We start from the raw sequence: 26,079 nt of genomic DNA, 5'->3' as shown, positions 1-26,079 counted from the left end.
AGAAATACGGCAAATCGAACCCTTCGCTGTTCGATTGGCAGTTGATCTCCCACCTATCCTTAGCGTTCTACCAAAGCCTTGAGGTGGGAGTCTTACTGCCCGTTAAAGCGGGATATCTTTCAAAAGTCCTTGTACTCTCTACTAGATTGTACAAGGACTTTTTTGTATGATTGTATGAATTCCCCTCAGACAGCGATCAATTTCCTTCAAACTCCGATTCGATCCGCTTCATGAACTCCTCTGCAGCGCTGTACCCTTGCTGTTTCAAATACCAGTTATTCGCAGCCGCTTCAATCAAGCCTGCGATGTCACGACCTGGCTGAAGTTGAATTTTAAGATGCGGAATTTTAACGTCCATGTATTCCACAAACTTCGTTTCCATTTCCAGCTCATTGTTCAGTTCATTTTTTTTCCATTCGGTCAGTTCAATATCGAGCGCAATCCGTGTTTCCTCTTGGAATGCGGCTCTTCCATAAAGGCGCACGACATTCAACAGGCCGACACTGCGAAGCGCAAGAAATTCTTTATTTTTTTCATCATATGTGCCGAGCAATGTTTGCGGGCTCAGTTTTTTCAGGACGACGATATCGTCAGCGACTAGTCGATGTCCACGTCCGATCAGCGTATGAGCAGTCTCACTCTTCCCTACCCCGGACTTGCCGCGCAGCAAAATACCCATCCCTGCGACATTGATGCAGACGCCATGGATCGCGATTTCCGAAGCCATCGCTTTAATGACATAGGCATCCAATTTCGCACTGAGTTCACTCGTGGAATCAGGCGTGCGCAATACCGGAATCTTTTCTTCTGTACAATATTGGATCAGCCCTAAAGGCTCTTCTTGTCGCGACGTGATGATGATACAAGGCGGCGCATATTGAACAATATTCCCGATGCGCAGCTTGCTCTCCTCCGTCGACAAGGTATGTAAATAATTGATTTCGTTTTTGCCAAGGATTTGGACATGTTCTGTGGCGATAAAATCGAATTTATCCATAAACTCCAATCCCGGACGTCTCACTTTCGTCTTTTTAAGCACACGATGCAATTGGTCATGTCCGCTTAGCACTTCCAGTGAAAACTTTTTTGTAATTTCTTCTATGGTTACGGTCCTCATGATATAGTCCCCTATTCTACGGTCGTTGTTTTTCTAGTTATGTATATCGTACATCGAGTTTCCGTTGACAGGTTTTACAAATTTGTGTCCAACTCAATGAATCTGTACAATTCCTATAGGCGTCGCCTAGTACTAGTATAACCTCTTGACCATGTTCATAGACAGCGATAGCCTATTCCTGCTTTACGATTGTATAAACAATTCCACCAAAAATGAGCAGAATACCAGCTATTTGATACAGCGTCGGTTGAAAATCTAAAATAAGGATATCGAGCAAAATGGCCACAACCGGATCGACAAACACCAATGCGGAAATGACAACCGTCGATAATTGCCGAAGACTGTTGAAAAATAAATAATAGACAAACCCTGTATGGATGAAGCCTGTCCCGACGATGTACAGCCAATTCGAATCACTTAACCCGTTGAACACCGTGAAGTCCATGAATGGAAATAACATGACAATGCCGACTGTCGTTTGGATAAACGTCATCGCATACGCACTCAGCCCTTTGATCTCTTTGCCGATCAGCATCGTCATCGCATAACAGAGCGCCGACAAGATGGCCCACCCAAATCCCAAACCGACAAAATCGGATAACGAAGCGAAGTTTTGAACTCCGATGATACAGACACTTCCAAGAAAACAGATGACAATCGCCAATAATCCAGTTAACGTCATCCTTTCTTTCAAAAACAGACTGCCGATAATCAAAACGAAAATCGGGGCTAAATTATAAAGCGTAATAGTAACTGTAATCGATATTTCTTCAAATGCCTTGAATAAAAACACCCAATTGAGCACTAAAAAAACACCGCAAACGACTGTTTGCATAACTTCCCGCTTTCTCCACACTTCCACTTTGTGTCCACCTGTAATGAGCCAACAACACCCTAAAAAAAGCGTCGCACAAATACATCGGACGAAAACCAATTCAGCCGCGGGAACTCCTGTCTTTACAGTAAAGAATCCGACCGACCCAAAAATCGCCATCGCCAATGTCATTTGCAGCATGGGCATTCCTTTCACGCCGATCCCTCCTTTCTCCTGAACTTTATAACTCTATTATGTCAGGAAAGAAGGTTGAGAGAAAGGTGAATGAATAAAGAAACAATATAGAATAACAACGATCCATCAAATAAAAAATTAATTTTCAAATGCTGTCCACTTTCCCCCTCTAACTCTCTATATAAAGGGTGAAGGGGGATATTACCTATGACAACATACTTAACAGACTATGCACACTTCACCAACAAGGACGATATGGACCAAGCCGTCAAACAACATATCTCCGCAAACTGGAACGCCATGAACGACACGGACCGGGCTGTGCTCGATATGATCCGTTGCTACTCCGTCAAATACGGTGCAGCCCACTTGAAACACGAAACGATGGAAAAGTCCATTGGAAAATCAAATGCAACAATCCGTCGCGCAATCCGCAAACTGGAAAAGCTCGACATCATCGATCGCATTCATTTCATCCGCCCTATCATGAGCGGTCTAGGCGCAAATATTTACGCCATTAAACCTTTCCATGACCAGGGGGAAATGAACAGCCGGGACGATGCTCCAAAACGCGATCACCGCGCGGACAAGCCATCGAATCCGGAAATTGAACCATCACTTTCTAAATCTATAAATCCTAAAGATCTAAATATAACGTCTCCTACGGAACAGTTCTCGACGACACTTTACGGGAGAATGAGATCACTCCTTTCCTCAACGATCGGAGAGACCACCTTGGCAAGAAAGTTTTTCGGTGTCTATCGCCAACAATCTTCCCAAATGCTCAAGTTCAGCATCCACGCCGATAAGGAGGAGCTGTTCGAACAATTGGCCTTACAAGCCCTACAGATTGCCCTTCAAGCAACGAAACGCAAGAAGATCCAGAACCTCCCTGGCTACTTCTCTGGTGTATTACGTGAGCTTATTGGCAAGGCGTTGTTTAGTGATATTTATCAGGAATATGATGTGGCAGTGGATGGGTTTTATGTGCCTAGCAATCAGTACTGATGCAATTTGTAGCAACAAGGAACCTATTTTTAATTTGGATAAAAAAACAGTGCCCGCTTACCATAGGGCAGCAGGCACTGTTCGTTTTCATTCTTGCAGTTCATTTTCAATTTGCTGTAGCAATACGGACATGACTTTTGCGGATTGGGCACGTGTAGAGGATGCTAGCGGCTGGAATGTACCGTTATCCCCTTGCATGATGCCGAGCGCATAAGCTCTTTGCACATCTTCCAGCGCATCGTCGCTCACGCTTTGCAAATCACTGTAGCGCTGTTTCACTTCCACTTTCACCGCTTTTTTTGTTGCATACTCATAAGCGTTGACGGCCATGATAGCCATTTGTTCACGCGTCAGTTTTGCATTAGGATCAAATGCCTTTTCGGATACCCCAGTCGCGATTTCCGCCTCAAACACAGCCTGCACGGCGTCTTGTGCTGCGCTTGGAACATCGTCGAATTGGCGATCTGTGGAAGTCGGTTGCAGTTTAAGAGCGTTCGCCAACATCGTCACGAATTGAACGCGCGTCACTTCATCTTGCGGCGCGAATGTCGTTTCCGTTTTGCCTTTAATCACACCGCGATTGTACAAATCGTGGATATAAGGGGATGCCCAATGATTTTCATTGACGTCTTCAAAACGGCTCGGTTCGTTCATCTCTTTTCCACCAAATTCGTAAATCGCGACCGTCCCGGATACTTCATGCGTCGCCGCTACCAACGCATGACCTGTCGGGCTTTGATTTGCGGCAATAAAACGCAATCCTTCAGGCGAGACATCCCCTTTGATGTCTTCACTGTAGTCCCTGCTCGCTATATATGTGACGAATTCGGGGTGCGACGGATTTGTAAGCTCATAAACCATAATGCCGCTCACACGCTCCAAAGCGATAAAGGCATAGTTTTTACCGTCAATTCCCCCAACAACAACGGTTTCCGGTTCCGGCCCTTTGGCGGAGCTCCGTTTGTCATAGGCAATTTCTTCATTGTCTGTGTTAAAGAACTCTGGGAGTGCTTCGGCCGTTATATTCTCGAATTCACTCCCGCTATCAAACACCAGCTCCATCGTATCCGCATCAAAGATGGAGAAGCTGCGTCCGCCGTACGAATAGAGCGCTTCATACGAACCATCCGGTGACATGCCTTGTTCGAGTGTGATTTTCGTTTTCGTCATCTCATCGAATAGGCCATCCGCCACTAACTGGTCTAACTCCTCTTGCGTGAAGCCTCCGTAATGATCGGCCTTCAATTGAATCTTGTCGGCAATATCACCGATTTCTGCCTCTTCGGAATACGCCTCGTAATCGCGGGCATCCCCTTCATTCGGCGTCAAAATATACGTTTTACCACCCGCTGTGAACGTATCGATGGCATCAGGCATATAAAATCCTAGCACAGGCAGGCGCTCAAGTTTCGTTTCGTCATTCCGTTTCCCATCCAGTTCGTTCCCCGGGAGGGAATGATCTTTCACGCCAAGCCCTTTCACATGCAAGATTTTTTCTGCCACTAGGTCAACCGTCGCAATCGCATTATTTTCTTGCATCGCAACATACGCTAACTTGCTATCGGCAGAAACCGCTACATATTCCGGCTCCAATTGCTGAAGGACCGTCCCTTTGGAATTCACGCGCACTTTGTCATCGAGCTCTACATCTTGAAAGGTAAGCGTATTGACCGTGAAATCAGCTGGCTCTTTCGTGACACCAATAATCGAAATCGTCCCTTCCGGATCAACCGCATAATCATCGCTCGGCTCCCCTTCATTTGCAACAACGGCCTTCGCTCCATCCGGTGTAAATGTCACCATATCCGGCAACGAACCGACTTGCACATGTGTGATGTACGCTCCCTCTTTGGATAAAAAGAAGATATAGCCCGTATCTGTTTTCGGATTACTTACGACCGAAACCGCCACCAAATCTTTCGTCGGATGGGAGGCAATACTTGTAATATCAGATACATTTTCAATGCCGAACTCCGAGAAAAACACCCGTTTTTCCGACCGGACTTTTGTAAACTCACCAGATTGTAAAGACTCAAAAGAAAGGATATCAATTCCGGACACGGCGCCATTCGTGACAAAAGCCCGTTTCAACGCTTCATCATAAGCCATAATTTCAGTACCGCCAAGCCCTGCCATACTGTCATATTGACCGATTTGCGTAATCTTCAAATCCGCCCCCTCATATTGAAAAAAAGGAGGTTGCTCCGCGAACACATTGTACGGCTGGCCCGCACCAAATAAAATGCCCGCTGCCGCAATCCCTGCAATGACTTTCTTTTTTATCTTCATCCATGTAACCCCCAAAATCATGATCTCTTATGTACTTATTCTAGTGATTGATTATTAAGGGGGTGTTAATGGTTTGTAATTTTTTGTCCTTTTAGAAGATATTCTTTAATTCGCTCATGCTACATTAAAACACCATTCTAAATTAGGGAATGTAATGCTTTATATTTTTCTTGCCCCATTCGTACATCATTAAAACGATGGGCATGAGGCTTTCGCCTAGATTGGTTAATGAATATTCCACCCGTGGAGGTACCTCAGGAAATACCTTCCGATGTACAATCCCATCCTCTTCTAACTCCCTAATTTGAGAAGTTAACACCTTATGTGTAATTTTGGGAAGCATTCGTTTAATCTCACTAAATCGCAATTTACCCTCTGTTCCTAAATAGTACAGAATGATGATTTTCCACTTGCCGCTAAAAAGGGATAAGGTCAGTTCCTTTTCACAATTAAATTCGCCGTTTGCCATCTTCCTTTTGACTTCCGTCCGCAAATCATCCATCAGATTTCCCCTTTCCCTTTGTTTCTCAAAAGTATCCTTCTAGTAACCTTCTCACAAAAAAGTGCGTTCTTCCAGCGAAAAGAAATATACTTTAGAATTGTATAAAGATAGCGAATATTACTTTTTAACTATCTACTATTACTCATATGTGAAGCTTGATCGGTGTGAATTCTCATATTGAAGGAAAATTAGGATAGGAGATGAAAAAATGGCAGGAAACAGAGCGATTGTTTATAGAGGTCCAGGACGTGTAACGGTTGAAGATATTAGCTTTCCCGACTTGATTCTTAGAGACGGCCCCGGAGTAAATCCATTAAATGTCGGCCGTAAATGTGAGCACGGCGTTATTTTAAAAGTTATTACAACGAATATTTGCGGAAGTGACCAACATATGGTGCGTGGTCGAACGACAGCTCCATCTGGGCTCGTCCTTGGCCATGAAATTACAGGCGAAGTCATTGAAGTGGGTCGTGATGTGGAATTTATTAAAAAAGGGGACCTTGTCTCAGTCCCGTTTAATATTGCTTGCGGCCGTTGCCGTAGTTGTAAAGAGCAACATACACATATTTGTGAAAATGTGAACCCGGATCGTCCTGGGTCGGCTTATGGCTATGTAGACATGGGCGGTTGGGTCGGCGGCCAATCTGAATATGTCATGGTCCCTTACGCCGATTTCCAACTGCTAAAATTTCCTGACAAAGATCAAGCGATGGAAAAAATCCTTGATTTAACGATGCTTTCCGATATTTTCCCAACAGGCTATCATGGCGCAGTTAGTGCCGGCGTAAAACCGGGATCTACTGTATATGTGGCTGGAGCAGGTCCAGTAGGTTTAGCTGCTGCCCACTCTGCCCAACTTCTAGGTGCCTCAGTTGTCATTGTTGGGGATTTGAATAGCGAACGGCTCGCACAAGCTAGAAGCTTCGGCTGTGAAACCGTAAACCTAAAGGAACATCCGAATCTCGGGGAGCAAATCGAGCAAATACTAGGTATACCGGAAGTAGATTGCGCCATTGATTGCGTTGGCTTTGAAGCCCACGGACATGGTGCAGGAGCCGGTGAAGCTCCTGCTGCCGTATTGAATTCCATTATGGATGTCACGCGTGCAGGGGGACGTCTTGGTATACCTGGACTCTATGTAACTGGCGATCCAGGTGCCGTCGATGAAGATGCAAAAATTGGAACGCTAAAGGTACGTCTTGGGCTTGGTTGGGCGAAAGCACATACTTTTGTAACAGGCCAAACGCCAGTTATGAAATATCATCGTGACTTGATGATGGCGATTTTAAGTGGAAAGGCACAAATTGCGAAGGCAGTAAATGCCACATTAATCTCTTTAGACCAAGCACCAGCAGCATATGCTGAATTTGATCAAGGAGCTTCCAAGAAGTTTGTTATCGATCCCCACGGCGTTTTGAAATAAGTAATTTTATTTTAAATATAAGGAGGACCATTATTATGAGCAAAATTACATTAGATGTAGCAAAAGAAATTATCGCAGGTGCGGAAGAAGAAGCGAAAAAAATTGGAGTGTCTATGGTTATTTCTGTTGTCGACGAGGGTGGAAACATGATTGCCGTTCACCGGATGGATGACGCTTGGCTAGCAAGTGTTGACATCGCTCAAAATAAAGCATGGACATCCGTCGCTTTAAAAATGCCTTCAGCAAACCTGGCAGAGGCGACTGTTCCTGCAGCAGAACTTTATGGGTTAAACACAACGAATAATGGACGCCTTGTCGTCTTCGGCGGGGGAATCCCGCTTGTCAACGACGGTAAGGTAGTAGGAGCAATAGGTGTCAGTGGAAGCACAGTGCCTCATGACGTTCAAGTTGCGGAAGCTGGCGTGAAGGTATTTAATAACAAACTATCTTAATATCATTTTGCTAGGGTTAGGAGTCAGGCTTATGGTCCTGACTCCTCTTTTTTTTGAAAGAACAGGCGTAACGAGTAAAAAGTACCCGGTTACCTTACATTATTCCTTCTCTAACTCCTCATACCACTTATCTTTCCAAGCTTGGACCGCCGCATCGATTTCATCTCTCGCCTGCTTCGCTTCTGCACTTTTCTCGTCATACAGTCCTCTGAAATGATTCCCTCTCAGTTCCTTCATTTCCTCGACACGATCCATGACGTGCTGTGCAGCCTCCTCACTGATGAGCCCTTCCCCTCTGAGGAAACGAGCTGCTCCATTGATGCGGATCGCTTCCCGGTCCGAGAGATTCGAAAGCGGGCCATAAATATCTTGAAGCTCCGTCATTTGATCGACCAGCTTCCCAAGCGTTACCCCTTGCTGACTCCACACCTGCATCAGGCTCGGCTTCCACTTTTTCAACAAGACATCCTCAAAACCAGACTTATCGCGCACGGTCGCATACTTGCCGCCCCCGGCTTCCGCCGCCTCTCTCAACTGGTTTTGACCTTCATCATCTACGTCAAAGCCAATAATATTCACCTTGGCCTCGATATTCCCCTCATGCAACTTCTTGGCCGCCGCGATCGGATCTCCTCCGCACGTCTCGATCCCGTCACTCACAATATAGACGATGTTACGGTACTTCTCATTTCCATAAGAAGAAAGCAACTCCCCCGCCTTCTCCATCGCACCCGCTAGCGGCGTCCATCCGCTCGCCTGGAACGAATCCATCGCCTCATGAAAAGCGGTCTCCTCATACGCACCCAGCGGATACACTTCATCGATCGAACTACAAGAAAGTTCCTTCTCGGATTCAACGCCCCTTCCCTTATGACCATACGCCAGAAGGGAAACATGCACATCATCCTCCAACTCACTCGTAAACGCCTCAATCGCCTCTTTAGCCAGCGCCATCTTCACACCGCCCGCCACCTCGGCCTTCATACTGCCACTTGCATCCATCAAAATGACAATATTCGTCTTCCGTGCCTTCGCAACCTCAATCTCATCCTTCCCATCCGGCAACTCCGGCATCTCATAACCATGATCATACGAAGCCAGTTGGTCATAGAAGGAATGATATTGCCCCGAACCAAGCTGATACACAAGATAGTCATAGATCTGATCCGCATCCAGCTCATTATTTTCCAGGAAATAATTCGATAGCTCCTCCTGCATAATCGGCTCAAACGTATCCTCATAGAAATTATGATACGTCCAAAAATTCTTCGTCTCCGCCGCTTCAACTTCAGGCGCCATATGCTGCCCCACCAATTTACCGGACTTTTGAGCTATCATGCCTTCCAGCTCTAGTGATGCTTTCGGAATTTCATCGGTTGCAGAGGCTGTTTCGTCCGCTTTTTGTTCTTTTGCCTTTTCTGTTGTTTCTTCTTCAGCTTTAGCATCCGGTTTGGCCTGGTCTGAACAGGCTGTTAGGATGATGCAGGTGAATAGTAGTAATAATGCCGTTTGGATTTTTTTCTGGATGAACATGATCTTCCTTCCCCCTTGGATTGCTTACTTATTGTATCTATTATTTACGTGGGATGGAGAGGGTGGGTTTCTGGGGATTAAGGGCTGTTTTTCGTTATCCTATAGTCACACGCCAGCTTCAAAGAAGACCATCCTTTATTTTGCCCCCCACTAAACTTCACTCTTAATGTCAGTTCCTCTTGGTTGTCATTCCAGCGTAACGACGTTTGAATTGCAGTAGGTGTCTTGGGCAAGACTTCAATTTCATCTTTTATTGCACCGTATTCCAATACTAAACTGTCATTTTGTGAATAAATCGTGAGCACCATTGTAGAATTTCCTAATAACGCCGCAATGCCTTTTCTTATGTACTCTTGTTGAGCTACTTGTAAGCTTTCACCCAGTTCTTCCGATACCTTTTCTAAAGCCTCTCGATGGGTTAATAATTCTTGCTCAAACTGTTTTTTTACTTCTTCAACGAATAAAGCCAGAGAACCTATATCAAAATATTGCGGTCCTAAAATTGTTCCGATACCTGGATTTTTCGTTGTTATTTTAGTATTCCTTTTTGAAATCGCCTTTAATGAGAAGGACTCCACAACATATTTTTGATCGACCCTTAGAACAAGTTGCAAATCACTTGTATCCAGACGATCCAACACATAATTATTTGCAACTAATTGTATACTTTCGATTTGGTAGGATGAATATTTCCCTTCCAAAAATCCGAAAATCTTTTTCATCGTTATAGTCGATGCTCTCTGTAAATCCAGTAACTCTTTATGCGAAATAATCGGTGAATAAGTGTTCAACATTTGACGATATTCTTGTTCATCTACTTGAAGTACGGATGGTTCTGCTTTCAAGATTCCATAGTACACCATCGCCTCGTTACACTTCCCAATTGCATTGCTCTTGTTGGTTGTCTCTAATTGGATATGTTGTTCAATCAGCATTTCAAAGTTCTCGATAGAACGCAAATTACGCTGCTCGATCTTATCCTCAGCCGGGAACACTTCATAGCTCGTCGCTAACTTAACGGACGAAGTAGGACCACTTTCAAATTTAAATCGAAGGGTTAATGCCTCTTCGCCCGAACGAATACCAATAGTATCATTTCCTTTTTTATATATTTGGATTCCCTGGTTACTATCAATATTGGATTTCCAATGCTCCACACCCAAACATTTGCTCCCATTCGAATGTCGAGTTATAATGGTAGTACTATCAATCAACATTAATTCATTGAAGGCATGTTGGATTCCCTCCGCTCCCACATTGTACTCGTCTTTTAGAAGTATAAAACAGTACTCCCGAAGACTAAAAAGAAACTCAGTCCGGTATGGATTAATCTCTTCTTCGAATTTCGAATAGTAATGACCGACCTTTTTCTTCAACACCGAGATGCGATCATAAGCGTTTAGATTTTCCTTCAAAGAAATAATTCCTTGCAAATACGAAAGATACTCTCGATTGAAATGATCGTTAAAATAGGTTTGTAAACCAGTCGAACCAAAATACTTTTCCAAAAAACTTTTAGCACCTAAATTTTTGGGTTGAATATTTGCAGAACCTTTAATAAGAAATAGATTGATTTTAATTTCTTGTTGGTCAGTTAACCTTAATACTAGATCCGACTCAGCATCCGGCCGCACAGTTTCAAATTTATTTTTAACAGACTGGATATTCGGGTATAGTTCTTTGATAAAGTTAACTGTTTGTACGACAGGATCAGAAAACGCGTCAAGGGAATCTCCTATCAATGAGCGTTTCAACGCATGACTCACATGCAAGACATGATTTTTTCCAATTACACTTGGCTTGTTCACATAAATCCCCCATTCCTCTTATTTCCCTGTCACTACTTGAATCTTTTTACAATTTGTTACAGTGGCCTTTTCTTAATGCACATGTTAAAATGATATATAGCTATCGGAGGTGCGCAACATGAAGATTGCAGTACGCGGAAGAGCAAAGTTTCGTCCCTTAAAGGATTATGATAAAGCAAAAATCAAAGAGTTACTACTTGATAAAATCGAAGAAGAACAAGCAAAAGCTCAAAAGTTGTCGAATGAAGATCAATTTGATGTATTTGATCGACAAGCAGATAAGATGAACGTAGTCAGTCTTTTCTCTGGGTGTGGCGGTTTAGATTTAGGTTTCGAAATAGCCGGTCTCGATGCTACATTAGGCAAAACAAAAACAGAACAGGTCCTAAAATCACAATCAGATTTCTTCAAATCCCGGCATAAAAGTCTATTTCATACCATTTACACAAATGATATGTTTAAGGAAGCCAACCAATCATATAGTTTGAATTTCCCTAAAACAATCGTTCAACATGAAAAAGACATTCGAAAAATCAAAGACTTTCCTAGCTGCGATATTGTATTAGGAGGCTTCCCATGTCCTGGATTCAGCGAAGCAGGACCTCGACTTATTGATGACGAACGTAATTTTTTATACATCCACTTTATTCGTTGCCTGATTCAAACAAAGCCAAGCTTCTTCGTGGCAGAAAACGTAAAAGGATTACTTACATTAGGCAAAGGCGAAGTAGCCAAGCAAATTATTCAGGATTTTGAATCGGCTGGCTATAGGGTGAAATACAAACTCGTCAATGCACGAGATTACGGTGTACCGCAAATACGCGAGCGCGTATTCATTGTCGGTGTACGAGAAGACATCGATTTCGATTACCAGTTTCCAGATCCAACACATGGTGATACACAAGGATTGCTTCCTTTTGTTACATTACAAGATGCAATATATGATTTAAAGGACAACCCTGGCGATTGGTACGAAGGTAGCTTCTCACCTATGTACCTTTCCCGAAACCGCAAGAAAAATTGGAGCGATCAGAGCTTTACAATTCAAGCCTCCGGCAGACAAGCTCCTTTACATCCAGGCGGAGCACCAATGGAAAAAGTTCATGCAGACAAATGGATATTGCCAGGCGACGAAAGCCAGCACCGACGGCTTTCCGTAAGCGAAATCGCCCGTATTCAAACTTTCCCAGATTGGTTTCTATTCTCTGACGGGAATAACACAACTGCAAATAAAAATGGACGACTCGATAAAATTTACAAACAAATAGGTAACGCGGTACCTGTCGAACTCGCTAGGGCTATTGCTGCCCCCATTGCAAAATGGTCACTTAAAAACTTTCAAACCATTCAAGGGAATCGTAACTATTCCGAACAACTAAACTTATTTGAAGAGACCACTGTTTAAAACCAAAATATTCTTTATATCAGGACAGTCACTCATGCCCCCTATAACCAAGGTACTCAGTTCTGAAACAATTTAAAGTTGTTTCAGAACTGAGTACCTATTTTTAAAGACATTATTTAATGACGAAGAATTAAGAGTTAAATACAGGGATAAAGGTCGTCCAATGAATTGTAGGTATACGAAGCAAACAAAAGGGATGTCCCATCATTTCCAATTGGTCATCCCTTTTCATTATAATAATTTATGTCTGTAGATATAAAAACGATTGTTTTTTCCATTTATATTGACTCTATCAACATGTCCGTCCTTTATCAAACTATTATTAAACTTTGTTACATTATTATATTTTGATATGAAGGAAACACCTTCAATTGTTCTATGCGGGCTTGGAAATTGATACATTTTACGATGCCTTACAACTCCATCTCCATATGAGCCAAAACCCGTTTCTTGTGTATTAGCGTGGGCAAACGCACAGTCACGGTCATCATTGAAAAAATCACCGTCAACAATAGAATAGTCAGTAAGGTATCCATAAGTTCTATCAGTTTTATAACGTGCAACAACGTAATAACATTCACCTTGTAAATCGTTATGTTTAAAAGCACCACAAGGTATCGTCGAATTGAATTGAATTTGTCCTTTAGTTCGAAGTGATTTCAATTCAAATCCTACATTATTGATAACGCAGTCAGGATGATCATTTGCTCCCAATGATACGGGGTTCAAATCCCTTAGACCTTCAAAAAACCAATCGCTTAAAAGTTCATCGTTACCTTTTAGGTAAATGTTGGGGTTTCTATGTTTATGTAACTTTTCACAGCTCCTATGAAAAACTTCAATTGCTGTAATTAGTGCATTTTTCTCATACTCTATCATGAAGTTCTCCTTTCAAAATATACACTAATTCTGCTATAACCTATATATGAATCAATATCATACTTTCCATTAAGGAACCTGCACACTCCTTGATTATACCTTAAATATTCCTGACCAACATTTTAATATCCTTATTTGCTCCTTGAACTCGCAAGTATCCAAATTCATTTTCCTAAAAACAATTAATCGACTCCAACTTCGGGACACTTCGCATACTTTCACAATTACATATTCCACATAAGTCTGTTTAATCTTTATGGATTTCGTGACACTCGTCACAAGCCTAGAGCATTTTTTCATCAAATTTACTCTTACGCTCCTCTATATCCATTTCATCTTCCCATAACCCTACTTGTACCGTGAAATCTTCAGTTGAAAGCATATAACCTAAGTCTTTAGATGGAGCATAGACTAATCGTAAATTGCCCAAAGCTGCTTCCTTCTATTGAAATCACATTCTTAACGACGATTCCCCTATGATCATCAATTACTCGAACGAGCGTTTTATTAATTTTATACTTGATCGTTCGTTTCAATATTCCGCTTTCTTTTCTACTTATATATCCGATCCCTGACATTGATTTTTCTAAATCTCATCAAAAAGTACCTAGTTACGGAAAAATTCAAAGTTGTTATAGAACTAGGTACCTCACCGATTAAGTATTGTCTAGGTTTTGTCACCGAATGTCTTGCAAATCGAATTAGTCAAACATAGGTCTCTTAAACTGACGGGTGCCTGTCACAGCTGCTATCGCTTATGGATTGCCATTCAGAGAATGGTAGCTAAAGGCACTCGATAAACTTAATATCGTTTTAATCCGCAAAAAACGTAGGCAGCCCCATTTCCCTTAGCAGTTGATTAAATGTTGGGAAGGTTTTAGAGCTAATCGTTCCAATGTTTTCTTCGGTAAATAAACGTGCTCTCATTTGCTTAAATAGTTCTGGATTGATGGCTGGAAAGACTTGCTCAAATGGCTCTTGATGATCCAACTTAAATAAGTAACCTACTGTGTAGATGTAGAGAATCGGGAAATCTTGTTTGATATTCGACGCGTACTCCAGGAATGCGGGGAGGTAATCGTCGATGTGATAGTACTGTTCTTTTGGAATGTAGGTGATATTAGGATTTTTACTGGTGCGGAATACGTCGGCTGGACCGCTTCGCCAGTTTCCTAACATGGCGGTGAATGCCAAGATGGAGTGTGCCCGGATTTCCGGGTCTTCATCGTTGAAATGTTTGTAGTATGGAGCTTTGGTCTGTTCGCCCCAGTCATGGGCTGTGTCAAATAAGCCAATTTCAATGCCGCTTAATAAGCGTGCTAGTTTTTGTTTCATGTTCGCTCAATCCCTTTGTTGTATAATTCCTTTCACTATACGTTAATGAGTCCCAAAAGGCTTCTATTTGTTAGAAAGAGCTCCTTCTTCGGTTCATCTCTGTCGTAGCTTCTCCAAACCATATAAAAAAAGTATCTAATTCCGGAACAACTCAAAGTCGTTCCAGAACTAGATACCTATCAGAAAATACTTACCCAGCTGAAATCGGAACTAGCTTGGCCAGTTCATCGATCGCTAGCTTAATATCTTCTTTCGTGTTGTAAAAATGTGGTGCTATGCGGATCACATCGTTCCTTGCTGACACAATGATCTGACGGTCTTTCAGTTTTTGTTCGATTTCGTTTGCGTTCGGAACCTTGATTGCTGTGTTAGAGCCTTTTTGTTCAGCCTGTAAGGGGCTTGCAACTTCCAAGCCTTTTTCTCGGCAATAATCCAATGTGTATGCGGACAGTTCACGAAGATAGCGTTCGATATTCGGGATGCCCACGTCTAACAGGACTGAGATGGCGCTTTTTGAAGCGAAGCCATTTATCATCGGAAATGTGCCTGAATCAAATCTTCTTGCGCCTTCCGCGTATTCCACTTCTTGGCTATTAAAGGCAAATGGATTCGATTGACCAAACCAACCGGTAATTCTCGGAACTAGATGATTTGCAATCTCTTTTCTCACGTAAAGAAATGCAATTCCAGGCATTCCGAGCATATATTTTTGCATTCCGGCGGCGAGGAAATCCACGCCAAGGTCTTTCACATCAATATCAATCTGACCTGCAGACTGATAAGCATCGACGAACATTAGGCTATCATTTCTATGTGCAATCTCCGTGATCCCTTTAATATCAAGTCGCTCTCCATTATAAAAGGATACATGTGGCGCGGATGTTAAAAGTGTTTTATCGGTAATATTTTTTTCATAAGTAGTTGTGGACGGGTGAATGTACTTCACGTCATACTTGCCTTGAGAAAGTGTTGCATGCCCGATACATGGAAAGTCAGATGTAGATAAGATGACTTCATTTTTCAATGTGTGTGGTTCAAGGCTTGTTAGAACTGCAGAAATGGCATGCGAGACTGAAGAAACGATTGCTATTTCGTTTACGTCAGCATTAATCATTTTCGCAAACTTCCTCCGGCTTTCTTCACACGCATCCATCCAGTATCCCCAGTCCGTTCCACGCTCTTCCAATGAGTGCATATAGTCTTGCACGCTGTTTTTCACATCGATATGAATTGCACTTTGCGAACAGCTTGACAGTTGAATATTCTTTTTCAATGAAGGGAACTGCTCCCTAATTTCATGTATGTTTTCCACTGCGTCTTTTCCCCTTTCCGACTGCTTTTGTCCAGTATAGTTGCTAGAAGTTCTAAAATCTGTAAAGGTTTTTACTAAATATTTGATAGTAAAATTGATAACTTTTCGGAAAAGTAAAAAATTTTACTGTTTTTTAAATTTGTCTCTTATATACTACTCCTAAAACCAAGGATGGGAGTGTTCCTACATGACGCAAAATGTTATTTCCGAGAAAAAAACAAAATCCAAATTGAAGCTGTCCATGCCAAACGTATTTGTCATTTTGTTCGCGATGATGTTTATGGCTATGATTGCAACTTGGGTTGTTCCGTCGGGATCCTATGATCGTGTTGAGGGTCCAGACGGCAGAATGGTCGTTGTTCCGGATTCCTATACGGTATCCGACTCTACTCCAGTTGGCCTATTCGATGTGTTCATTGCAGTTCCTCAAGGATTAACAGAAGCGGCAATGATCGCTTGGGCAATTCTAATCATCGGAGGTACATGGCAGATTTTACATGCGACGGGTGCTATATCAGCAGGAATCGGAAATATGGTGACAAAGCTTGGAAAAAGAGAGGCCATTATTATTCCAATCATGATGCTTATTTTCGCTTCAATCGCTGCATTCATTGGGGCAATGGAACTCGCCATCGTCTATATTCCCATCATGATTGCGATGTGTCTGGCATTGCGTCTAGATGTGCTGACGGCTGTAGGAATTTCGCTTGTTTCGGTCGGAGGCGCTTTTGCAGCTTCCTTGACAAATCCTTTCACTGTTGGCTTGGCCCAACAAATTGCAGGGCTTCCACTTTACTCAGGATTTGGATACAGACTGATTGTGCTAACAGCTTTTCTTGGCATAGGTATTCTTTATGTACTGCTCTATGCACGCAGAGTGAAAAAAGATCCAAGGAAGAGCCTTGTCTATGAAGAAAATTTAAATTTCATCAAAACGTATAAAGAAAATGAAGTGCTAGAGCATCGAAAAGAACATAAATATATTGGAGCTCTTCTCATTGTCGCTTTTGCATTAATTGTTTACGGAGTTTTAAAATTGGGATGGTTCATGTTTGAAATTGGCGCGGTTTTTCTTATAGTTGGGATTGTAAGCGGTTTATTATCAAAAATGTCACTCGATACGATTACGGACCATTTTATTGAAGGTGCTAAATCCGTGTTATTGGCAGCGCTTGTTGTGGGTTTGGCGAGAAGTATCGTAATTATCATTGAAAATGGCGGCATCATCGATACGATTGTCATGGCATTAGTCGCTATGATTGACGGGCTTCCCCATGCAGTTAGTGTTATCGGGATTTTCATCTCACAGTCCATTTTCAATCTGATCGTTCCTTCTGGAAGCGGGCAAGTCATGATTACCATGCCGATCCTGTCGTCTGTTGCGGAGATGGTTGGAATCACTAAGCAGTCGACGATACTCGCAACACAACTGGGCGATGGAATTACAAATATCTTGTTCCCAGTGTCCGGCGTGCTGATGGCCAGTTTGGTCTATGCTAAAGTCCCTTATTTCACATGGGTGAAATTCATCATGCCACTTCTTATTATTTGGACCGTTCTCGGTTGCATATTTTTAGTTATTGCTCAGGCAATTCAATGGGGACCTTTTTAATTTCATAAATAGAGGTGAGGGTTTTGATGAAAAGAATAGTTTTTAAACATGGAAGAGTAATTGATGGGTACCAAGATAAGCCTCTGCAAGACGGGCTTGTCGTTATAGATGACGGGACGATTGTCTACAGCGGTAATATGGATGAAGTGGTTTTAGAACGCTATCAGGATGCGCATATAGTCGACTTAAGTGGGAAAACAATTATGCCAGGAATGATCGATGCACATGTCCATTTAACTTTAGCTGGGGAACCGAGCTACTTGCAAACCTTAATTATGGAAGACGCGAAGCTGACGGTTATTAAAGGCATTGAACGAGCAAAAAAGGCTTTGAATGCTGGATTCACAACGATTCGCTGTCTTGGTGAAAAAGGGCAAATCGATGTATACATTAAAAAGGCAATTGAAGAAGGCGTGATTGTCGGTCCCAATATCTTGGCGAGCGGTAAAGCAATTACGATTACTGGCGGCCATGGTGACATGTTTCCGGGAGATATTGAGATTGATGGTATTGCCACGATTGTAGACGGTGAAGACGCGGTACGAACTGCAACTAGAAAACAGTTAAAACTAGGGGTCGATAATATTAAGCTCATGGCAACCGGGGGCGGGATGTCACCTGGTGATGCTAGAATTTCTCAGCTGACGATTACCGAAATGCGGGTTGCTATAGAAGAAGCCGAAAAGTATGGAAAGCTTACAGCGGCGCATGCCATAGGAGAGGAAGGCATCAATAATGCGCTGGAGGCCGGCGTTAGGACGCTTGAACATGGAACCTATATCAGCGACAAAGGCATCGGAATCATTCAAAAGACCGGCGCCTATCTCGTCCCTACACTTGCAGCATTTAAAACATTAAAGTATGGAAAAGAAGGTGGCGTTCCGGAATATCATCTGAAAAAAGTACAAGCCTTCAAAGATGCCCACTTTATCAATTTGCGGAAAGCACTGGATGCTGGTGTGAAAGTCATTACAGGTACCGATGCTGGGACACCCTTCAACTTGCACGGAGAAAATGCATACGAACTCGAATGTCTCGTTGAAGCAGGGATGGCACCGATGCAAGCGATTCACGCTGCGACCCGAGTGGCGGCAGAAGCGCTGAAACTTGAGGATAAAGGGATGCTCAAGGAAGGCTATGTAGCCGACCTTATCATAATAGATGGTAATCCGCTTGATGATATCACCATTCTACAACAAGGGAAAGTCGAACAAGTTTATAAGCAAGGCGACCTTGTATACAACCAAAAGTGAAGAACAACCCGCTTCCGATTATGTGGAATGCGGGTAGTTTCAATGATAGTCACGTAATTTCTGTACATCGGAAATGTAATAATAACGTCCCTTCTTCTCAATCAATCCTAATTCCATCAAGTTTTTCACGACATTTACGACTGTTACACGTGTCGTCCCTACGAGATCAGCAATTTCTTGATGTGTGAATATGATTGAAATCTTTACAGCCTTTTGATTTTCCATTTCTCCATACATGGATGCCAGCTGCAAAAATGTTTGGACAATCCGCTCTTGAGAATTCCCAAACGACAAATGCAGGGATGAATGAGCCAGTAACTCCACTTTCATGGAGAGCATTTCAATACGCTGCTTAGCAAGTTGTCGATGTTGGAGCAGTAAATCTTCAAAATGATTCTTCTTCACTTTTAATAATTTTGTTTCTGAAACGGTCACTGTACTCGTCACATAGGCATTTCTGTTTTGCATTTTATACTCACCGAGTAGGCCATTTTCTCCGATAATGGCAATTGTCTTTTCTTTACCTTCTTCATTAATCAAATATAACCTAACTCGTCCCTCTAGCACGATATACACAACATCTATTCTTTCTCCCACATGGTATAAATGTGTATTCTTCTGTACCCGTGTCAATTCACCTTCAGTTAAAAGCAATGACCAATCAAAAGGTAACTTATCTAACCAAGGCGAGTTATTGGAATGATCTTCTCTATTCATATCGTTCACCTAATTTGTTAGTATTTTCATTAATCATATCCTATTATCGAATATTCCGAAAGATAAATTACTTTAAAACGAACTAAATAATGATGCTGAAAACGGGTATTAAAATAAAATCTTTCTATTCATAGGACCTAACAACTATTTATTTTAATATATAATCGAAAGTATTTAGACATATATCTTTATATCTTAACAAAGGACGAAATACCCTTTACAATGAGAGGATGTACATTCTTAAGTAAAAGGGAGTTTTTTAGCATGAAAAGTTCTTCGGGTATTGATAGAAGCACGCAAGCATTGAATGGATCGTCTGTGTTGGCCGCCTTGGAGGCGAATTTGGGGATGATCGAATTCAATCTGAACAAAGAGGTTATTTGGGCGAATGACAATTTCGCGAAGGCTTTGGGGTATACGGTCAGTGAGATTAAAAATATGGACCACAAACACTTTTGCACTGAAGCGTTTGTAAATAGTAGAGAATACGATGCGTTATGGGCGAATCTCAAAAAGGGGATCAAGTTCGAAGGGAAAATTCAAAGAGTGGATAAGCAGGGGAATTTGCTTTGGCTTGAAGCGACCTATATGCCTGTCCTCGATGATAGTGGCCGCGTCAATGGCATCCTTAAAATTGCTACAGATATTACGGAGCGTGAAAATAAAGTGAGAGATATCGTTTCGCAGTTAGAGGAATTGTCTTTAAGTTTCGGGAACATGGTGAATGAGAACTCGATAGAGAATATGAGAGCATTCCATACCTTGAAGGAGCAGACGGACCTCATCAGTGATACGGCTAAATCGATCCGGAATATTTCTTCGCAAACCAATATTTTGGCGTTGAATGCAGCGATTGAAGCGGCTCGGGCCGGCGAACATGGACGCGGTTTTGCAGTTGTGGCGGAAGAAGTTCGTAAATTGGCGAGTAATGTAGATATGGCGATTAAAAAAGTGCATTCGAATGCAGATAGTATCGCGAAAGAAGTGGTTGTCGTGAGTAACATCACCGAAAAATCTCAAAAAGAAGTGATTGAGACACAAGCTAAAATTAGTGCGACGATGGATGAATTTGCAAGTCTCTCTAAGTAAACAGAAATCCTAGCACCTCTTTATATGTAGTCAAATATAGCAACTTCATTTCACATGATGTATGATCGACTTAACTTGACTATACACAAAAGGAGGAATCGTTTTGGTATCATCGAAAGATGTCGCAAAACATGCAGGCGTTTCCCAAACGACTGTTTCACGTGTTTTGAACACTCCGGAATCTGTTAAACAAGCTACTATTGACAAAGTTATGAAAGCGATCAACGATTTAAATTACATACCTAATGGGCATGCACGTTCCCTAGTTCAAAATCGAACGAATACGATTGCTCTTCTATCAGGTCCACTGCACAACCCCTTTTTTGTCGATTCAACATCAGCTATTGTTAACTATGCCACTAAAATGGGATACCGCGTGAACGTTCAATTCGTCAATGATCAAAAATTAAATGAAGCATATGCAACCGCTATTGAACACAAAGTAGACGGCGTCATTTTATCATGTATCTTACTTGATGATCCTATATTTGAAAAGCTTATCCGCATGGATATTCCATTCATTACCTATAATCGAAAACATAAAAACAATGATTACTTTGTAGAAATTGATAATTTCAAGGCAGGCTATTTAGCAGCACAACATGTAATCGAACAAGGTCATACAGCCATTGCATGGGTTGGCGGTCCTTTGACCGTTAGTACCTTCAACAACCGTTATCTTGGATTTCTTCAAGCGATGGAAGATTATAAGACCCCCTTCACAAAGCCTTATCTTATAAATACAGATACTTCCAAACAAGCCATTTCAAGTGCTTTTCAGGAACTCATGGCGCTTGAACAACGTCCTACTGCCATTTGTGCGGGAGCAGATTCACTTGCACTATCTTTAATAGACGATGCTATTCAAAATAAGTTTTCCGTGCCTGCAGATATGAGTATCATTGGCATTGATAACGTAGAGTTGAGTAGCCATGGTTTAATCCAACTGACGACTGTTGGTAGCATTTCTGAGCAAAATCTTGGCTATTTAGCGATCCGAAAACTAATTGAAATGATTGAAAACAAAAAAAACAGTTGCATTCAAATTACTGAATCTGTTAAAGTGTTCGATAGAAGAACAACACGGAAAATATAAACAAACTTTTAAACGGTTTGTTTTATATTTTCCAACAAAATGAATACGTAACCATTTTTTAAAATATTTTTTTATCCACGAATGGTTACGTATTCATTTCACCTGGCATTCAGGTATATCTTTCTATTCAGTTTTGTAAGGGGTTGCATTTATTAGCAGGGGGGGAGAAAAAAGTTTATGAAATGGAAAGACAGGAAATACGGGGAAGAATCACCGTACATACCGGCTGGACCTTTTAAAATTCGCTTACCATTTATCCACTATCGGTTTGAATGGCCGGACTATGTCCAAGGTCTACTCATGTGTGCGGTCGATTTGTCGGCGATTCCACTTTTAATTGAGCTTTTAGGGATGCCATTTGAAGTCGCTTTAGCAATTGTAATCCTAAACGGTTTCTTTTATTTGCTACATCATTTGCTTGGCGATCCAGCTGTACCAGGATGGATTACGCCAGCAATACCGTTAATCATGCTGTATTGTCAGCAATTCCCTGAAGGACCTGAACGCGTACATGCGCTGATTGCATTCCAGATGACACTAGGTATTCTTTCAGTTCTCTTGGGTGCCACAGGCTTAGCTGCAAAAGTTGTCGGGTTAATCCCTTCCGCGATCAAGTCTGGGGTTATTCTTGGCGCGGGTCTTGCAGCGGTCATTTCGGTTTTTCAAATCGGAGGGAGATTTGATAGCTTCCCTTGGACCATTACAATTGCAATCGGGATTGGGTTCTATCTTTTATTCTCCAAACATTTTGCAACCTTCCAAAATCGCAATCCTTTTTGGGGTACGGTCGCTAAATTGGGAATTTTCCCAGTCATTATTATAGCAGTTGTAGTTGCACCATTATTTGGAGAGGCAGCTTGGCCAACGATTCAATGGGGTTTCTCATCTCCAGATTTCATTACGTTATGGAATGAATACACAATTTTCGGGTTAGGATTCCCACCCATTATGATGTTTATCACTGGATTGCCTACTGTACTAGCCGCATACATCGTATTATTCGGTGATGTACTGCAAACCAAAGCTTTAGTGGAAGATGGGGCAGCAACACGTCCTGATGAAAAAGTCGAGTACAACCCAAGTCGTGCACACTTGATTTTCGGAATACGTAACAGTGCCATGAGTATTTTAGGACCGGACGTAACGATGTGTGGTCCATTATGGTCCGCTATGCAAGTGGTCATGGTTGAACGTTTCAAAAAAGGCCGTAAAGCGATGGATTCTTACTTTGGTGGTGTTGGTTCCTTCCGTTGGGGTACGAATACAGGCTTACTTTTATTACCTGTAGTGAGCTTAGTGGAACCCATTTTAGGGGTGGCTTTGGCCTTAACAATGTTAATCCAAGGATATGTCAGCGTAAAAGTTGGTATTTTGGAAGCACGTAGCCAACGTGATTTAGGAATCGCGGGTATTATCGGGGCTATCCTTTGCATTAAAGGTGCTGCATGGGGATTTGCAGTAGGAATCGTACTTTGCTTCTTAGTTTTCGGTAAAGATTTCTTCAAAGGTGAAGTTGATCAAACGTTTGTAAAAGATCAGCAAGCAGATTCTGAAAAAGTATAACTGGAGAGGATGATTCGATGAACAAACAATATTACGTAAATGGTGAATGGAAGTCTTCTATGGATTTTGCGGAACTTCAGTCTCCTCATACGAAGGAGGTCATTGCACATATTCCGCAAGCTAGTCGTGAAGAAGTAGAGCAAGCCATTGAGGTTGCGGATGGTGCAAGAATAGAAGTGGCTACGCTCACTGCCTATGAGCGCGCTGCTATTTTAGAGCATATTGCCCGACTTTTTATCGACAACCGGCAAAAAGCTGCGGAGATCATTTCCTTGGAAGCCGCGAAACCGATTAAGTATGCATTAGGCGAAATCGATCGCACAATTGAAACCTATAAATTTGCTGCGGAAGAAGCAAAACGGTTAACGGGTGAATTGATTCCGATGGATGCCGCGAAAAATGGAGCGAATCGATTTGGCTACACAATTGAAGAACCGCTTGGGGTGATCGGTGCCATTACACCTTTTAACTTCCCACAAAACTTGGTCGCACATAAGGTAGGACCTGCAATTGCAGCTGGGAACACGATTGTGTTGAAACCAGCATCACAAACGCCACTGTCAGCACTATTTTTAGCTGAATTAATTGACCAAACCGCTTTACCGAAAGGTGCCTTCAATGTCATTACAGGTAGTGGTCGAACAGTTGGCGATGCGTTAGTAGAAAGTGACAAAGTGAAAATGATCACGTTCACCGGTAGCCCTGCTGTCGGCATTGGTATTCGAAATAAGGCGGGCTTGAAAAAAGTGGCGCTAGAGTTAGGATCAAACGCTGGGTTAATTATCGACAAAGGCGTCGATTTGTCCGACATTGTACCTAAATGTGTCATGGGTGCCTTCTCAAACCAGGGGCAAGTTTGTATATCCCTTCAACGTGCGTATGTTATGGATGATGTATTTGAAGAGTTTTTAGAACGATTCACTGTGTCAACTAAGCAATTAGTCATTGGAAGCCCAGTGGAAGAAACGACGGATATTTCTGCAATGATTCACCCCAATGAGCAGGAGCGTGCCGTGAATTGGGTCAATGAAGCTGTCGAGCAAGGAGCAGAAATTGTTGTAGGTGGCTCAATCGACAACGGGGTTTTCATGCCGACTATTTTAACGAATGTATCCCCTACTTTAAAGGTTTCATGCCAAGAAGTATTTGCGCCAATTGTTATTGTTAATCGTATTACTTCCATTGAAGAAGGGATCGCAGCGATCAATGATTCCAATTATGGGCTTCAAGCGGGAATTTTCACGAACGACATCCAAACAGCTTTCACTGCGTCTAAACAATTAGAAGTTGGTGGCGTCATGATTAACGACATTCCAACATACCGTGTCGACCAAATGCCATACGGTGGTGTGAAAGAAAGTGGTACAGGTAAAGAAGGTTTAAAATATGCCATTCATGAAATGACCGAAACCAAATTAGTCGTTTGGAATAACAATTAAGGAGTGACCAGCATGTCTGAAAAAATTACTTTCACACCGATTAGCTATACAGGATGGGATTCACTATCCCATCTCTTAGATGAGGTAAATCGTTTTAACGTGAAAAAAATTCTGATCGTGACAGACCCTTTACTAAAGGAAATCGGGTTGACTGATAAAGTCGTAGTGCCTCTGGAAAATGCGGGATACTCTACTGAACTGTATATAGAAGTAGTACCGGAACCGCCGCTTGCAATTGCGGAAAAACTGGTTGCATACACGCGCGACAATGCATTCGATATGGTCATTGGGGTTGGTGGCGGTAGTGCGCTAGACTTATCCAAACTTGCAGGGGTATTAGCTTCGCACGAAGGGCTTGTTGCAGACTACTTAAACTTAACGGGCACAAAGCAAATTACGGAAAAAGGACTTCCTACGATTTTAATCCCGACTACGTCAGGTACAGGTTCGGAAGTGACCAATATTTCCGTATTATCATTGGAAACAACAAAAGATGTTGTCACGCATGATTACTTACTAGCAGATGTTGCCATCGTCGACCCTGCGTTAACGATTTCATTGCCACCTAAAGTAACAGCTGCAACGGGGATAGATGCGCTCACACATGCGGTAGAAGCATATATTTCTAAAAATGCGAGTCCCATTTCCAATGCACTTGCCTTACAAGCCATTCGCTTAATCAGTAACTCGATCCGCACTGCAGTATCGAACGGGAACGACAGACAAGCCCGTACAGATTTGAGTTATGGAAGTTATCTTGCCGGCCTTGCGTTTTTCAATGCAGGCGTAGCTGGCGTTCATGCCCTAGCTTACCCGCTTGGCGGTCAATTCCATCTTGCACACGGTGACTCAAACGCAGTATTACTTCCGTATGTAATGGGTTATATTCGCCAAAGCTGTGAAAAACGAATGAAAGACATATTTGAAGCAATGGGCTTTAGCTCAGCAAATCTTTCACAAGAAGAAGCTTCATATAAATGTGTTGCAGAGCTAGAACGCTTAGTAAGAGATGTAAACATCCCATCAACGCTTAAAGGCTTTAACATTCCTGTGGAAGCACTGGAAAATCTAACGAATGATGCAATTGAGCAAAAACGTATTTTAGCACGTAGCCCAATGCCTTTAGACAAAGACGACATTTATACCATTTATAAAGCAGCATTTGATGGTGTAATTGCCGAAAAAAAATAAGTTTAACCAAAAGAAATAACTCATCTTGGCCGTCAACGCGAGGATGG

At 42.2% G+C, this 26,079-nt stretch carries 22 protein-coding genes and 1 pseudogene; 12 read left to right on the top strand and 11 right to left on the bottom strand.

Features of this window, described 5'->3' with window-relative positions; genetic code table 11:
• Positions 1–196: 196 nt before the first annotated feature.
• Positions 197–1,117 (bottom strand): HPr(Ser) kinase/phosphatase, encoded by a 921-nt coding sequence (hprK, locus tag MHZ95_RS08325; RefSeq protein WP_239390157.1) that lies wholly within the window; start codon positions 1,115–1,117, stop codon positions 197–199.
• Between the two features lie 172 nt (positions 1,118–1,289).
• Complete coding sequence (locus tag MHZ95_RS08320; protein ID WP_239390283.1) at positions 1,290–2,138, bottom strand: DMT family transporter; 849 nt, start codon at positions 2,136–2,138, stop codon at positions 1,290–1,292.
• A 195-nt stretch (positions 2,139–2,333) separates the two neighbouring features.
• Here MHZ95_RS08320 and MHZ95_RS08315 point away from each other — a divergent pair, with 195 nt between their 5' ends.
• The gene (locus tag MHZ95_RS08315; RefSeq protein WP_239390156.1) at positions 2,334–3,134 is read left to right on the top strand and encodes a helix-turn-helix domain-containing protein; all 801 of its coding nucleotides are present in this window, start codon (positions 2,334–2,336) and stop codon (positions 3,132–3,134) included.
• Positions 3,135–3,221: 87 nt separating this feature from the next.
• Here MHZ95_RS08315 and MHZ95_RS08310 read toward each other — a convergent pair whose 3' ends face one another.
• A complete protein-coding gene (locus MHZ95_RS08310; protein WP_239390155.1) occupies positions 3,222–5,423 on the bottom strand; it encodes a choice-of-anchor I family protein in 2,202 nt (733 codons plus the stop codon).
• Between the two features lie 142 nt (positions 5,424–5,565).
• Positions 5,566–5,925 carry a winged helix-turn-helix transcriptional regulator gene (locus MHZ95_RS08305; RefSeq protein ID WP_304649018.1) on the bottom strand — a complete coding sequence of 120 codons (360 nt, stop codon included), beginning with the start codon at positions 5,923–5,925 and terminating at the stop codon, positions 5,566–5,568.
• 208 nt (positions 5,926–6,133) lie between these two features.
• On the opposite strand from MHZ95_RS08305, the gene fdhA reads away from it, so the two are divergent.
• A complete protein-coding gene (fdhA, locus tag MHZ95_RS08300; RefSeq protein ID WP_239390153.1) occupies positions 6,134–7,348 on the top strand; it encodes a formaldehyde dehydrogenase, glutathione-independent in 1,215 nt (404 codons plus the stop codon).
• Between the two features lie 35 nt (positions 7,349–7,383).
• A complete protein-coding gene (locus MHZ95_RS08295; RefSeq protein WP_239390152.1) occupies positions 7,384–7,800 on the top strand; it encodes a GlcG/HbpS family heme-binding protein in 417 nt (138 codons plus the stop codon).
• A 99-nt stretch (positions 7,801–7,899) separates the two neighbouring features.
• Here the strand turns inward: MHZ95_RS08295 and MHZ95_RS08290 are convergent, their stop codons facing one another.
• Both MHZ95_RS08290 and MHZ95_RS08285 read right to left on the bottom strand, forming a co-directional pair.
• On the bottom strand, positions 7,900–9,333 hold the full coding sequence (locus MHZ95_RS08290) for a vWA domain-containing protein (protein WP_239390151.1): 1,434 nt from the start codon (positions 9,331–9,333) through the stop codon (positions 7,900–7,902).
• 77 nt (positions 9,334–9,410) lie between these two features.
• The gene (locus MHZ95_RS08285) at positions 9,411–11,141 is read right to left on the bottom strand and encodes a hypothetical protein (protein ID WP_239390150.1); all 1,731 of its coding nucleotides are present in this window, start codon (positions 11,139–11,141) and stop codon (positions 9,411–9,413) included.
• 118 nt (positions 11,142–11,259) lie between these two features.
• On the opposite strand from MHZ95_RS08285, the gene MHZ95_RS08280 reads away from it, so the two are divergent.
• Positions 11,260–12,546, top strand: coding sequence for a DNA cytosine methyltransferase (locus MHZ95_RS08280; RefSeq protein WP_239390149.1), 1,287 nt, complete (start codon positions 11,260–11,262; stop codon positions 12,544–12,546).
• Positions 12,547–12,777: 231 nt separating this feature from the next.
• Here MHZ95_RS08280 and MHZ95_RS08275 read toward each other — a convergent pair whose 3' ends face one another.
• From MHZ95_RS08275 to MHZ95_RS08260, 4 genes are all read right to left on the bottom strand, one after another.
• Positions 12,778–13,425 (bottom strand): hypothetical protein, encoded by a 648-nt coding sequence (locus tag MHZ95_RS08275; protein WP_239390148.1) that lies wholly within the window; start codon positions 13,423–13,425, stop codon positions 12,778–12,780.
• Between the two features lie 283 nt (positions 13,426–13,708).
• Positions 13,709–13,855 carry a hypothetical protein gene (locus MHZ95_RS08270; protein WP_239390147.1) on the bottom strand — a complete coding sequence of 49 codons (147 nt, stop codon included), beginning with the start codon at positions 13,853–13,855 and terminating at the stop codon, positions 13,709–13,711.
• Positions 13,856–14,238: 383 nt separating this feature from the next.
• Positions 14,239–14,760 carry a hypothetical protein gene (locus tag MHZ95_RS08265; RefSeq protein WP_239390146.1) on the bottom strand — a complete coding sequence of 174 codons (522 nt, stop codon included), beginning with the start codon at positions 14,758–14,760 and terminating at the stop codon, positions 14,239–14,241.
• A gap of 190 nt (positions 14,761–14,950) precedes the next feature.
• Complete coding sequence (locus MHZ95_RS08260) at positions 14,951–16,072, bottom strand: aminotransferase class V-fold PLP-dependent enzyme (protein WP_239390145.1); 1,122 nt, start codon at positions 16,070–16,072, stop codon at positions 14,951–14,953.
• Between the two features lie 187 nt (positions 16,073–16,259).
• Between MHZ95_RS08260 and MHZ95_RS08255 the strand changes: the two genes are divergently transcribed.
• The gene (locus MHZ95_RS08255; protein WP_239390144.1) at positions 16,260–17,684 is read left to right on the top strand and encodes a YfcC family protein; all 1,425 of its coding nucleotides are present in this window, start codon (positions 16,260–16,262) and stop codon (positions 17,682–17,684) included.
• Positions 17,685–17,710: 26 nt separating this feature from the next.
• Complete coding sequence (locus tag MHZ95_RS08250) at positions 17,711–18,937, top strand: metal-dependent hydrolase family protein (RefSeq protein ID WP_239390143.1); 1,227 nt, start codon at positions 17,711–17,713, stop codon at positions 18,935–18,937.
• A 39-nt stretch (positions 18,938–18,976) separates the two neighbouring features.
• On the opposite strand, the gene MHZ95_RS08245 is transcribed toward MHZ95_RS08250, so the two are convergent.
• A complete protein-coding gene (locus MHZ95_RS08245) occupies positions 18,977–19,654 on the bottom strand; it encodes a Crp/Fnr family transcriptional regulator (RefSeq protein ID WP_239390142.1) in 678 nt (225 codons plus the stop codon).
• Positions 19,655–19,876: 222 nt separating this feature from the next.
• Here MHZ95_RS08245 and MHZ95_RS20990 point away from each other — a divergent pair.
• The 6 genes and pseudogenes from MHZ95_RS20990 to MHZ95_RS08215 all read left to right on the top strand — a co-directional run.
• A pseudogene (locus MHZ95_RS20990) lies at positions 19,877–20,308 on the top strand (PAS domain-containing protein); the annotation flags it as partial.
• 63 nt (positions 20,309–20,371) lie between these two features.
• A complete protein-coding gene (locus MHZ95_RS20985) occupies positions 20,372–20,743 on the top strand; it encodes a methyl-accepting chemotaxis protein (RefSeq protein WP_370642971.1) in 372 nt (123 codons plus the stop codon).
• Positions 20,744–20,846: 103 nt separating this feature from the next.
• A complete protein-coding gene (locus tag MHZ95_RS08230) occupies positions 20,847–21,839 on the top strand; it encodes a LacI family DNA-binding transcriptional regulator (protein ID WP_239390141.1) in 993 nt (330 codons plus the stop codon).
• A 177-nt stretch (positions 21,840–22,016) separates the two neighbouring features.
• A complete protein-coding gene (locus tag MHZ95_RS08225) occupies positions 22,017–23,402 on the top strand; it encodes a DUF3360 domain-containing protein (protein ID WP_239390140.1) in 1,386 nt (461 codons plus the stop codon).
• A 17-nt stretch (positions 23,403–23,419) separates the two neighbouring features.
• Positions 23,420–24,841 (top strand): aldehyde dehydrogenase family protein, encoded by a 1,422-nt coding sequence (locus MHZ95_RS08220; RefSeq protein WP_239390139.1) that lies wholly within the window; start codon positions 23,420–23,422, stop codon positions 24,839–24,841.
• A 12-nt stretch (positions 24,842–24,853) separates the two neighbouring features.
• Positions 24,854–26,032 (top strand): iron-containing alcohol dehydrogenase, encoded by a 1,179-nt coding sequence (locus MHZ95_RS08215; protein ID WP_239390138.1) that lies wholly within the window; start codon positions 24,854–24,856, stop codon positions 26,030–26,032.
• Positions 26,033–26,079: the final 47 nt, after the last annotated feature.

The sequence above is a fragment of the Sporosarcina sp. ACRSM genome (genome assembly GCF_022346545.1).
Taxonomy (GTDB): domain Bacteria; phylum Bacillota; class Bacilli; order Bacillales_A; family Planococcaceae; genus Sporosarcina.
The sequence above is the reverse complement of the archived record's forward strand: the minus strand, read 5'-3'. Positions and strand labels throughout refer to the sequence as shown.

Excerpts from the sequence above, each read along its gene's own strand:
- MHZ95_RS08320 (WP_239390283.1), bottom strand. The coding sequence starts at position 2,138 with ATGCCCATGCTGCAAATGACATTGGCGATGGCGATTTTTGGGTCGGTC.
- MHZ95_RS08315 (WP_239390156.1), top strand. The coding sequence starts at position 2,334 with ATGACAACATACTTAACAGACTATGCACACTTCACCAACAAGGACGAT.
- MHZ95_RS08265 (WP_239390146.1), bottom strand. The coding sequence starts at position 14,760 with ATGAAACAAAAACTAGCACGCTTATTAAGCGGCATTGAAATTGGCTTA.
- hprK (WP_239390157.1), bottom strand. The coding sequence starts at position 1,117 with ATGAGGACCGTAACCATAGAAGAAATTACAAAAAAGTTTTCACTGGAA.
- MHZ95_RS20985 (WP_370642971.1), top strand. The coding sequence starts at position 20,372 with ATGGTGAATGAGAACTCGATAGAGAATATGAGAGCATTCCATACCTTG.
- MHZ95_RS08245 (WP_239390142.1), bottom strand. The coding sequence starts at position 19,654 with ATGAATAGAGAAGATCATTCCAATAACTCGCCTTGGTTAGATAAGTTA.
- MHZ95_RS08275 (WP_239390148.1), bottom strand. The coding sequence starts at position 13,425 with ATGATAGAGTATGAGAAAAATGCACTAATTACAGCAATTGAAGTTTTT.
- MHZ95_RS08310 (WP_239390155.1), bottom strand. The coding sequence starts at position 5,423 with ATGAAGATAAAAAAGAAAGTCATTGCAGGGATTGCGGCAGCGGGCATT.
- MHZ95_RS08225 (WP_239390140.1), top strand. The coding sequence starts at position 22,017 with ATGAAATGGAAAGACAGGAAATACGGGGAAGAATCACCGTACATACCG.
- MHZ95_RS08280 (WP_239390149.1), top strand. The coding sequence starts at position 11,260 with ATGAAGATTGCAGTACGCGGAAGAGCAAAGTTTCGTCCCTTAAAGGAT.
- MHZ95_RS08215 (WP_239390138.1), top strand. The coding sequence starts at position 24,854 with ATGTCTGAAAAAATTACTTTCACACCGATTAGCTATACAGGATGGGAT.
- MHZ95_RS08250 (WP_239390143.1), top strand. The coding sequence starts at position 17,711 with ATGAAAAGAATAGTTTTTAAACATGGAAGAGTAATTGATGGGTACCAA.
- MHZ95_RS08290 (WP_239390151.1), bottom strand. The coding sequence starts at position 9,333 with ATGTTCATCCAGAAAAAAATCCAAACGGCATTATTACTACTATTCACC.
- MHZ95_RS08255 (WP_239390144.1), top strand. The coding sequence starts at position 16,260 with ATGACGCAAAATGTTATTTCCGAGAAAAAAACAAAATCCAAATTGAAG.
- MHZ95_RS08220 (WP_239390139.1), top strand. The coding sequence starts at position 23,420 with ATGAACAAACAATATTACGTAAATGGTGAATGGAAGTCTTCTATGGAT.
- MHZ95_RS08295 (WP_239390152.1), top strand. The coding sequence starts at position 7,384 with ATGAGCAAAATTACATTAGATGTAGCAAAAGAAATTATCGCAGGTGCG.
- MHZ95_RS08305 (WP_304649018.1), bottom strand. The coding sequence starts at position 5,925 with ATGGATGATTTGCGGACGGAAGTCAAAAGGAAGATGGCAAACGGCGAA.
- fdhA (WP_239390153.1), top strand. The coding sequence starts at position 6,134 with ATGGCAGGAAACAGAGCGATTGTTTATAGAGGTCCAGGACGTGTAACG.